This is a genomic window from Enterobacter cloacae complex sp. SHL001 (assembly GCF_049236825.1).
Lineage (GTDB): Bacteria > Pseudomonadota > Gammaproteobacteria > Enterobacterales > Enterobacteriaceae > Enterobacter > Enterobacter hormaechei_C.
In genome coordinates, this window is the sequence record NZ_JBMKIP010000009.1 from 105,826 (window position 1) to 115,497 (window position 9,672).

Here is a 9,672-nt window from a genome sequence, read left to right on the forward strand (position 1 = left end):
AGGAAATTCGTTATGGCACTTTGGGGTGGGCGTTTTACACAGGCAGCGGATCAGCGGTTCAAACAGTTCAACGACTCTTTGCGCTTCGACTACCGCCTGGCCGAACAGGATATTGTCGGCTCTGTGGCCTGGTCCAAAGCGCTGGTGACCGTTGGCGTGCTGACCGCAGACGAACAGCAGCAGCTGGAAGAGGCGCTGAACAACCTGCTGGAAGAGGTGCGTCTGGATCCGGAGCAAATCCTCCAGAGCGATGCCGAAGATATTCACAGCTGGGTGGAAGGCAAACTGATCGACAGAGTCGGCCAGTTGGGTAAAAAGCTCCATACCGGGCGTAGCCGTAATGACCAGGTGGCGACCGACCTGAAGCTGTGGTGCAAAGAGACCGTCGGCGAACTGCTGGCGGCGAATCGTCAGTTGCAGAGCGCGCTGGTGGACACCGCGCAGAGCAATCAGGATGCGGTGATGCCGGGTTATACCCACCTGCAACGCGCGCAGCCGGTGACGTTCGCGCACTGGTGTCTGGCCTACGTTGAGATGCTGGCGCGTGATGAGAGCCGTTTACAGGATACCTTAAAGCGTCTGGACGTCAGCCCGCTGGGCAGCGGCGCGCTGGCCGGTACGGCGTATGAAATCGACCGTGAGCAGCTGGCAGGCTGGCTGGGCTTTGCCTCCGCCACCCGCAACAGCCTGGACAGCGTCTCTGACCGTGACCACGTGCTGGAGCTGCTCTCAAATGCCTCTATCGGGATGGTGCACCTGTCGCGCTTTGCCGAAGACCTGATCTTCTTTAACTCTGGCGAAGCGGGGTTTGTAGAGCTGTCCGACCGCGTGACGTCCGGCTCCTCCCTGATGCCGCAGAAGAAAAACCCGGATGCGCTGGAGCTGATCCGCGGTAAGTGTGGCCGTGTGCAGGGCGCGCTGACCGGTATGATGATGACCCTGAAAGGGCTGCCGCTGGCATACAACAAAGACATGCAGGAAGACAAGGAGGGGCTGTTCGACGCGCTCGACACCTGGCTGGACTGTCTGCATATGGGCGCGCTGGTGCTGGACGGCATTCAGGTGAAACGTCCGCGCTGCCAGGAAGCGGCGCAGCAGGGGTATGCTAACTCTACCGAGCTGGCGGACTACCTGGTGGCGAAAGGCGTACCGTTCCGCGAGGCGCACCATATTGTGGGTGAAGCAGTGGTGGAAGCGATTCGTCAGGGTAAAGCCCTTGAAGAGCTGGCGCTTGCCGACCTGCAAAAATTCAGCGCGGTTATCGGGGATGATGTCTACCCGATTCTGGCCCTGCAATCCTGCCTGGATAAGCGTGCAGCGAAAGGTGGCGTGTCGCCGAAGCAGGTAGCGCAGGCGATTGCGGATGCGAAAAACCGGTTGGTTTGAATAGTGCGGGCTGGTGCCCTCACCCCGGCCCTCTCCCACAGGGAGAGGGAGAAAAACGGAGCCTGGCTTAGTGCTGGGCTTTTTTTTACGCAAAAAAAAGCGGACCACGGGGTCCGCAAAAGTTCACGTTGGCTTTAGTTTTTCGAGTTTTGAGAGAAACTCGCTGACGGTGCGGGGACGTCAAGGGTCAAACACGTGCCGCCTCGTCTATGTGATGTATTATTCAACAGAATGCTTGATAGGGATAATCGTTCGTTGCTATGCTATCTATCGCCATGAACTATCGTGGCGACGGAGGATGAATAATGAATATTCGTGATCTTGAATACCTGGTAGCGTTAGCTGAGCATCGCCATTTTCGCCGCGCGGCAGACTCCTGCCACGTCAGCCAGCCCACGCTGAGCGGTCAGATCCGCAAGCTGGAAGATGAGCTGGGCGTGATGCTGCTGGAGCGCACCAGTCGTAAGGTACTGTTCACGCAGGCAGGTCTGCTGCTGGTGGATCAGGCGCGCACCGTACTGCGCGAGGTCAAAGTGCTCAAGGAAATGGCAAGCCAGCAGGGGGAAGCGATGTCCGGCCCGCTGCATATTGGCCTGATCCCAACCGTTGGCCCGTACCTGTTGCCGCAAATCATTCCGATGCTGCACCAGACGTTCCCGAAACTCGAAATGTACCTGCATGAAGCGCAAACCCATCAGCTGCTGGCGCAGCTGGACAGCGGCAAGCTCGACTGCGCGATCCTGGCGCTGGTCAAAGAGAGTGAAGCGTTTATTGAAGTACCGCTGTTCGATGAGCCGATGATGCTGGCGATCTATGAAGATCACCCGTGGGCGAACCGCGATCGCGTGCCGATGGCCGATCTGGCCGGGGAAAAGCTGCTGATGCTGGAAGATGGCCACTGTCTGCGCGATCAGGCGATGGGCTTCTGCTTCGAAGCGGGTGCCGATGAAGATACCCATTTCCGCGCAACCAGCCTGGAAACGCTGCGTAATATGGTGGCGGCGGGAAGCGGTATTACGCTGCTGCCGGCGCTGGCGGTGCCGCACGAGCGTAAACGTGATGGCGTGGTCTATCTGCCGTGTATTAAGCCGGAGCCGCGTCGCACCATTGGTCTGGTTTATCGTCCGGGGTCACCGCTGCGCAGCCGCTATGAGCAGCTGGCAGAGGCCATCCGGGGTGCGATGGATGGCCATTTCGACAGCGCGTTAAAACAGGCGGTTTAAGCCGTTCAGCGCAGCTACCCTATAGGCTTCCGCCATGGTCGGGTAGTTAAAGGTGGTGTTAACGAAGTACTCAATGGTGTTGCCACCACCTTTTTGCTCCATGATCGCCTGGCCGATATGAATGATTTCCGCCGCGCGTTCACCGAAGCAGTGAATACCGAGGATCTCTTTCGTCTCGCGATGGAACAGGATCTTCAGCGTACCCACGCTCATTCCCACGATTTGCGCCCGCGCCAGATGTTTAAACTGGGCACGACCCACCTCGTAAGGCACCTTCATGGCCGTCAGCTGCTGCTCGGTTTTGCCGACAGAACTGATTTCCGGAATGGTGTAGATGCCCGTCGGGATATCTTCAATCAGATGCGCCGTCGCTTCACCTTTCACCAGCGCCTGTGCGGCGATGCGGCCCTGATCGTACGCGGCGGAGGCCAGGCTTGGGTAACCAATCACGTCGCCCACCGCGTAAACGTGCGGCAGCGCAGTCTGGTACATGCTGTTGACCTTGAGCTGACCGCGGCTGTCGGTTTCAAGCCCGATATTCTCCAGCTGCAATGAATCCGTGTTGCCGGTACGGCCGTTGGCGTACAGCAGGCAGTCCGCCTTCAGCTTCTTACCGGATTTCAGGTGCATGATCACACCGTCGTCGCAGCCTTCGATTTTCTCGTACTCTTCGTTGTGGCGAATCACCACGCCGCTGTTCCAGAAGTGGTAGGAGAGGGAATCTGACATCTCCTGATCGAGGAACGCCAGCAGCCGGTCGCGGGTGTTGATCAGATCAACTTTGACCTCCATTCCCCGGAAAATCGACGCATATTCGCAGCCAATCACGCCCGCGCCGTAGATGATCACATGGCGTGGTTCGTGGTGCAGGCTGAGGATGGAGTCGCTGTCGTAAATGCGCGGGTGCGAGAAATCCACATCTGCCGGATGGTAAGGACGGGAGCCGCAGGCGATCACAAATTTTTCAGCGGTGAGCGTCTCAACCGAACCGTCGTGGCACTCCAGCGCCAGGGTGTGTTCATCCACAAAATGCGCGTTCCCTTGCAGAATTTCACAGTGGTTGCGCTCATAGAAACCCTGACGCATGCGCGTCTGCTGGTTAATGACCGTGTCTGCGTGATTCAGGATATCGGCAAAGGAGGAGCGAAGAAGTCGGGAGTGGTCGCTGTAAAGAGGGTTCTGGTTAAATTCGATAATGCGGCTAACGGCGTGGCGGAGGGCTTTCGAAGGGATGGTGCCCCAGTGGGTGCAACCGCCGCCGACGTTATGGTAGCGCTCAATAACCGCTACTCTGGCTCCCTGTTTTACCAGACCCATAGCAGCACCTTCGCCGCCGGGGCCGGAACCAATAACTATTGCGTCGTAATCGTAGGAATGTGGCATGGCAAGGCTTACCTGTTCTTATACATAAAAGCAACAGAATCATAACATCATTGCCAGGGTAACCCAATTATCGTTGTGCTTTTTTCGGGCAGTGGAGCACAAACCGCCCGTAAACAATCATTCACAAAGCCAGGTAAACAGATTAATTTTATTCTCTGGTATAGTGCCAACGGGCCTTTGGAAGGATTCAACTATCGTGATGGGCGTAAGAGCACAACAAAAAGAGAAAACCCGGCGTTCGCTGGTGGAAGCCGCATTCAGTCAACTGAGTGCTGAGCGGAGTTTTGCCAGTTTGAGCCTGCGTGAAGTGGCGCGCGAGGCCGGGATTGCGCCAACGTCCTTCTATCGTCATTTCCGTGATGTGGATGAACTGGGCTTGACCATGGTCGACGAGAGCGGTTTGATGCTGCGCCAGCTTATGCGTCAGGCGCGTCAGCGTATCGCCAAAGGCGGCAGCGTGATCCGCACCTCCGTGTCGACATTTATGGAATTTATCGGCAATAACCCTAACGCGTTTCGCCTGCTGTTGCGTGAGCGTTCCGGAACGTCAGCCGCGTTTCGTGCCGCCGTCGCGCGTGAAATTCAGCATTTCATCGCGGAACTTGCCGACTATCTTGAACTCGAAAACCATATGCCGCGTGCGTTTACTGAAGCACAGGCCGAGGCGATGGTGACGATTGTTTTCAGCGCGGGTGCCGAAGCGCTGGATGTCAGCATTGAACAACGTAAGCAACTCGAAGAGCGACTGGTATTGCAGCTGCGGATGATTTCTAAAGGTGCGTACTACTGGTATCGCCGTGAACAAGAGAAGTTGGCACATCAAAACGATGAGTGAAGGTGAGTAATGAAACAGTCAGGTCAGGATAAAGGAACGCTGTTGCTGGCATTGATCGCTGGCTTATCCATTAATGGTACGTTTGCGGCGGTTTTTAGCTCAATTGTACCGTTCTCGATTTTCCCGATTATCGCGCTGGTGCTGACGGTGTACTGCCTGCATCAACGTTATCTGAACCGCACCATGCCAGTTGGGTTACCGGGACTGGCCGCAGCCTGTTTTATTCTGGGTGTACTGTTGTACAGCACCGTCGTGCGCGCGGAGTATCCGGATATTGGCTCTAACTTCCTGCCTGCGGTACTGTCTGTGGCGCTGGTGTTCTGGATTGGCTCGCGCATGCGTAGCCGCAAGAGCCAGTTACCGGAGTAATGAATTATTTGTAGGGCAGGTAAGCGAAGCGCCATCTGCCAAAAAATGCCGGATGGCGCTACGCTTATCCGGCCTACAGATCACCGTGCGGTAAGTAAAACGCCGCACTCCATATGGTGCGTATACGGGAACTGATCGAACAGCGCCAGACGTTCAACCTTGTGCGTCTGGCTTAATGTTTCCAGATTCTTGCACAGCGTCTCCGGGTTACAGGAGATGTACAAAATACGCGGGTACGCCTGCACCATCTTCTCGGTTTCGCTGTCCAGGCCACTGCGCGGCGGATCGACAAAAATTGTCTCACACTGGTAGCTCTTCAAATCAATCCCTTGCAGGCGGTTAAACTCGCGTACGCCGTTCATCGCCTGGGTAAATTCTTCTGCCGCCATACGAATAATTTGTACGTTATCAATATGGTTAGCGGCGATGTTGTACTGCGCGGCGGCCACCGACGGTTTGGCGATTTCCGTCGCCAGCACGCGCTCGAAATTACGCGCCAGCGCCAGCGAGAAGTTGCCGTTACCGCAGTAGAGCTCCAGCAGATCGCCCTTAGACCCTTCTGTCGCCTTCAGCGCCCACTCAAGCATCTGCACGTTCATGGCGGCGTTCGGCTGGGTGAAGCTGTTCTCTACCTGACGGTAAACCATCTCTTTACCTGCTACCGGCAGACGCTCGTCGATGTAATCCTGGTCCAGCATGATTTTGGTTTTGGTCGCGCGGCCAATCAGGTGCACGTTGATGTTCTGCGCGCGCAGCGCATCGCGCAGGGCTTCTGCCTGCTCGCGCCACTCGTCGGTCAGCGCTTTGTGATAGAGCAGAGAAACAATGGCCTGATTGCTTTGGGTGGTCAGGTAGTCAATCTGGAACAGCTTGTTGCGCAGCACCGGATTATTGCGTACACCGTCGATCATTAGCGTCATCAGCTGGTTGATGAGCTCACTCGCCGCCGGAAAACTGTCTACGCGAATGCGGGATTTCGTCTGCTGATCGAAAATGATGTGGTACAGGTCATCGCCATCGTGCCAGATGCGGAACTCAGCGCGCATACGGTAGTGGCTGACCGGAGAACGAAACACCTCGGGAACCGGCGCGTTGAAAGGCGTCATCATACTTTGCAGGCGGACAACTTTTTCTGCCAGCTGTGCGTCGTACTGTTCTGTCGGGAGGTGTTCGGGGGTCATGATGCGTCCTGAGTGATAAAGAATTACGCGGGGATTGTAGGGATTGTGCAGTGGATGTCCAGATTTAATGGCTAATAGCTATCTGGACATCTATACGTGTCTAATTGTAGCATTCTGTTTCCGGTCTCCTGAGAGTGAAAAGGGAATCCAGTGCAAATCTGGAGCTGACGCGCAGCGGTAAAGACTGGCGGGATGAGAGTTGTAGACACTGTGAAAATGGGAAGTCTTCATCCGTATAACGCCACCCAGCCCGAAGACCTGCCGGGATCACGTCGCATTTGGTTTCATCATCGCGTGCTATCGATGAGGCCTGCGGCATCCTTCTTATATTGTGGATGCTTTAACAATGATTAAAAAAGTATCGCTGTTGACGGCGTTTTCCGTCACGGCATTTTCGGGCTGGGCGCAGGAAAGCGCCGACTCGTTGGTGGTGACAGCAAACCGTTTCGAACAACCTGAAAAATCTGTTCTGGCTGCGACTTCTGTCGTGACGCGGGCCGATATCGACCGCTGGCAATCCACCACGGTTCTGGATGTCATGCGTCGCCTGCCCGGCGTAGATACCGCGCAAAATGGCGGGATGGGGCAGCTCTCTTCTCTCTTTATACGCGGTACGAACTCCAGCCATGTCCTGATTCTCGTCGATGGGATACGCCTTAACCAGGCGGGCGTCACGGGGTCGTCCGATCTCAGCCAGTTTCCGATCTCCCTGGTGCAGCGCATCGAATACATTCGTGGACCGCGTTCGGCGGTGTACGGCTCGGATGCGATTGGTGGCGTAGTCAACATTATCACTACGCGTGCGAAGGATGGCACAACGCTGAATGCTGGCGTTGGGACACACGGCTTCCAGAATTATGGTGGCAGCACCCAGCAAACGTTGGGTGACAGTACGCGCGTTACGCTGGCAGGGGATTACACCTACACAAAAGGTTTTGACGTCGTTGCTGACGGTAATAACGGTGGCCTTGCCCAGACCGATCGCGACGGCTTTATGAATAAAACGCTCTATGGCGCACTGGAGCATGCTTTCTCTGAGCAATGGAGTGGTTTCGTACGCGGCTATGGTTACAGCAACCGTACCGCCTATGACGGCTATTACAGTTCATTTACCCCTGATGTACTGGTCGATACCCGCCAGCTCTATAGCCAGACCTGGGATGCCGGATTACGGTTTAGCCGGGATATTTTCCATTCACAGTTGCTCTCCAGCTACAGTCACAGCAAAGACTACAATTACGATCCGCACCTTGGACGCTATGACTCCACGGCTACCCTGGATGAAATCAAACAGTACAATGTTCAGTGGACCAACTCTGTTGACGTGGGGCATGGCAATATCGGCGCGGGCGTTGACTGGCAGAAACAGAGCACCGAGCCGGGTACCAACTACGTCACCAACGCCTATGACCTGCGTAACACCGGCGTCTACCTGACCGGGTTGCAGCAGTTTGGCGATTTCACTCTGGAGGCGGCAGCCCGCAGCGATGACAACTCTCAGTTTGGTCGCCATGGTACCTGGCAAAGTAGCGCAGCCTGGGAGTTCGTTGACGGTTACCGCTTCATAGCCTCTTATGGTACGGCCTATAAAGCGCCGAATCTGGGTCAGCTCTATGGCTTCTACGGCAATACCCATCTTGATCCTGAAGAGAGCAAGCAGTGGGAAGGGGCGTTTGAAGGCCTGACGGCAGGCGTGAGCTGGCGCGTATCCGGCTATCGTAATGACGTTGATAATCTCATCGACTTCAACAATAACCTTCAGCAATATTACAACGTCGGCAAAGCACGCATTAAAGGTGTGGAAGCAACAGCGTCGTTTGATACGGGTCCGTTGACGCATACTGTAGGCTACGACTATGTGGATGCCCGCAATGCGGCAACCAACCAACTTCTGGACCGTCGTGCTAAACAGCAGGTGAAGTATCAGCTCGATACGCAGATCGATGATTTCGACTGGAGCCTGACGTATCACTATCTCGGCACGCGCTACGACACCGACTTTGGAACCTATCCGTCAGAGAAAGTCAAAATGGGCGGCGTCAGCCTGTGGGACGTCGCGGTTTCATATCCTGTCACCTCTCATCTCACAGTTCGTGGTAAAATAGCCAACCTGTTCGATAAAGATTACGAGACAGTTTATGGCTACCAAACTGCAGGACGGGAATACACCTTGTCTGGCAGCTACACCTTCTGATCCGCGTCCCACCGTGCTGGTGTTTGATTCCGGCGTCGGTGGGCTTTCGGTCTATGATGAGATTCGGCAGCTCCTGCCGGATCTCCATTACATCTACGCCTTCGATAACGTCGCGTTCCCGTACGGGGAAAAGAGCGAAGACTTTATTGTTGAGCGTGTGGTTGAAATCGTCACCGCGGTACAAAAGCGTTATCCCCTGGCGCTGGCGGTCATTGCCTGTAATACGGCAAGCACGGTCTCTCTTCCTGCCCTGCGCGAAAAATTCCCGTTCCCGGTTGTGGGCGTTGTTCCGGCAATCAAACCCGCGGCGCGTCTGACGGCGAACGGCATTGTGGGGTTGCTGGCTACGCGCGGTACGGTAAAACGTCCTTATACGCGTGAGCTTATAGAGCGCTTTGCCAATGAATGCCAGATCGCCATGCTCGGCTCCGCGGAGCTGGTGGAAATGGCGGAAGCAAAACTGCACGGCGAGACGGTATCGCTTGAAGAGCTGCGCCGTATTCTGCGTCCATGGCTGCGGATGCAGGAACCACCGGATACGGTTGTTCTCGGCTGCACCCATTTCCCGCTATTACAGGAAGAGCTGTTAAAGGTTCTGCCTGAAGGGACCCGGCTGGTGGATTCCGGTGCTGCAATTGCGCGTCGGACGGCCTGGCTGCTGGAACACGAGGCGCCGGATGCGAAATCAGCGGATGCGAACATCGCTTTCTGTATGGCGATAACAAAAGAAACCGAACAACTTTTGCCCGTTTTACGTCGTTATGGCTTCGAAACGCTCGAAAAACTGGCGCTGTAGCACGGTTTTGAGCAAAAAAGAGACGGTTGAACGTTTTTTTTCAAAGAGGGGTTGTCAACGTCGGAGAACTCCCTATAATGCGCCTCCACTGACACGGAACAACGGCTTACAAGCCGCCGGGACAGCGGGGTTCAGAGATGAACGCCAACAGAGAAAAGTGAAAATAATTGCTTGACTCTGAATGAGGGAAACGTAATATACGGGACCTCGCAACGATGAGCTGAAAGCCGCGTTGCAACTGCTCTTTAACAATTTATCAGACAATCTGTGTGGGCACTCAAAGTGACATGGATTCTTAATGTCCT

Annotated in this window: 8 protein-coding genes and 1 riboswitch; of the genes, 6 read left to right on the forward strand and 2 right to left on the reverse strand. The window is 55.4% G+C overall.

From position 1 onward, the window contains the following. Window positions 1-12: 12 nt before the first annotated feature. Both argH and oxyR read left to right on the forward strand, forming a co-directional pair. Window positions 13-1,386 (forward strand): argininosuccinate lyase, encoded by a 1,374-nt coding sequence (gene argH, locus ACOTYH_RS19735; RefSeq protein WP_058688874.1) that lies wholly within the window; start codon window positions 13-15, stop codon window positions 1,384-1,386. Between the two features lie 305 nt (window positions 1,387-1,691). Next, window positions 1,692-2,609: a DNA-binding transcriptional regulator OxyR gene (gene oxyR / locus ACOTYH_RS19740; RefSeq protein ID WP_003862055.1), complete on the forward strand. Its 918-nt coding sequence runs from the start codon at window positions 1,692-1,694 to the stop codon at window positions 2,607-2,609. On the opposite strand, the gene sthA is transcribed toward oxyR, so the two are convergent. Beyond that, a complete protein-coding gene (gene sthA, locus ACOTYH_RS19745; protein ID WP_003862057.1) occupies window positions 2,592-3,992 on the reverse strand; it encodes a Si-specific NAD(P)(+) transhydrogenase in 1,401 nt (466 codons plus the stop codon). The genes oxyR and sthA overlap by 18 nt on opposite strands. A 196-nt stretch (window positions 3,993-4,188) precedes the next feature. Here sthA and fabR point away from each other — a divergent pair, with 196 nt between their 5' ends. Both fabR and ACOTYH_RS19755 read left to right on the forward strand, forming a co-directional pair. Further along, window positions 4,189-4,827 (forward strand): HTH-type transcriptional repressor FabR, encoded by a 639-nt coding sequence (fabR, locus tag ACOTYH_RS19750; protein WP_003862059.1) that lies wholly within the window; start codon window positions 4,189-4,191, stop codon window positions 4,825-4,827. 9 nt (window positions 4,828-4,836) lie between these two features. Then, a complete protein-coding gene (locus tag ACOTYH_RS19755; RefSeq protein WP_017383113.1) occupies window positions 4,837-5,196 on the forward strand; it encodes a YijD family membrane protein in 360 nt (119 codons plus the stop codon). 80 nt (window positions 5,197-5,276) lie between these two features. On the opposite strand, the gene trmA is transcribed toward ACOTYH_RS19755, so the two are convergent. Continuing rightward, window positions 5,277-6,377 (reverse strand): tRNA (uridine(54)-C5)-methyltransferase TrmA, encoded by a 1,101-nt coding sequence (gene trmA / locus ACOTYH_RS19760; protein WP_003862063.1) that lies wholly within the window; start codon window positions 6,375-6,377, stop codon window positions 5,277-5,279. A 104-nt stretch (window positions 6,378-6,481) separates the two neighbouring features. Continuing rightward, window positions 6,482-6,657: riboswitch (cobalamin riboswitch) on the forward strand. Window positions 6,658-6,723: 66 nt separating this feature from the next. Between trmA and btuB the strand changes: the two genes are divergently transcribed. Then, window positions 6,724-8,571, forward strand: a complete 1,848-nt coding sequence (gene btuB / locus ACOTYH_RS19765) for a TonB-dependent vitamin B12 receptor BtuB (RefSeq protein WP_033487963.1) — start codon at window positions 6,724-6,726, stop codon at window positions 8,569-8,571. Beyond that, on the forward strand, window positions 8,516-9,367 hold the full coding sequence (murI, locus tag ACOTYH_RS19770; protein WP_003862067.1) for a glutamate racemase: 852 nt from the start codon (window positions 8,516-8,518) through the stop codon (window positions 9,365-9,367). Before btuB ends, murI begins: the two co-directional genes overlap by 56 nt. Window positions 9,368-9,672 lie beyond the last annotated feature (305 nt).

What these genes read in the sequence shown, in the direction of transcription:
- argH (WP_058688874.1), top strand. Translation starts at nt 13, where the DNA reads ATGGCACTTTGGGGTGGGCGTTTTACACAGGCAGCGGATCAGCGGTTC.
- oxyR (WP_003862055.1), top strand. Translation starts at nt 1,692, where the DNA reads ATGAATATTCGTGATCTTGAATACCTGGTAGCGTTAGCTGAGCATCGC.
- sthA (WP_003862057.1), bottom strand. Translation starts at nt 3,992, where the DNA reads ATGCCACATTCCTACGATTACGACGCAATAGTTATTGGTTCCGGCCCC.
- ACOTYH_RS19755 (WP_017383113.1), top strand. Translation starts at nt 4,837, where the DNA reads ATGAAACAGTCAGGTCAGGATAAAGGAACGCTGTTGCTGGCATTGATC.
- trmA (WP_003862063.1), bottom strand. Translation starts at nt 6,377, where the DNA reads ATGACCCCCGAACACCTCCCGACAGAACAGTACGACGCACAGCTGGCA.
- btuB (WP_033487963.1), top strand. Translation starts at nt 6,724, where the DNA reads ATGATTAAAAAAGTATCGCTGTTGACGGCGTTTTCCGTCACGGCATTT.
- murI (WP_003862067.1), top strand. Translation starts at nt 8,516, where the DNA reads ATGGCTACCAAACTGCAGGACGGGAATACACCTTGTCTGGCAGCTACA.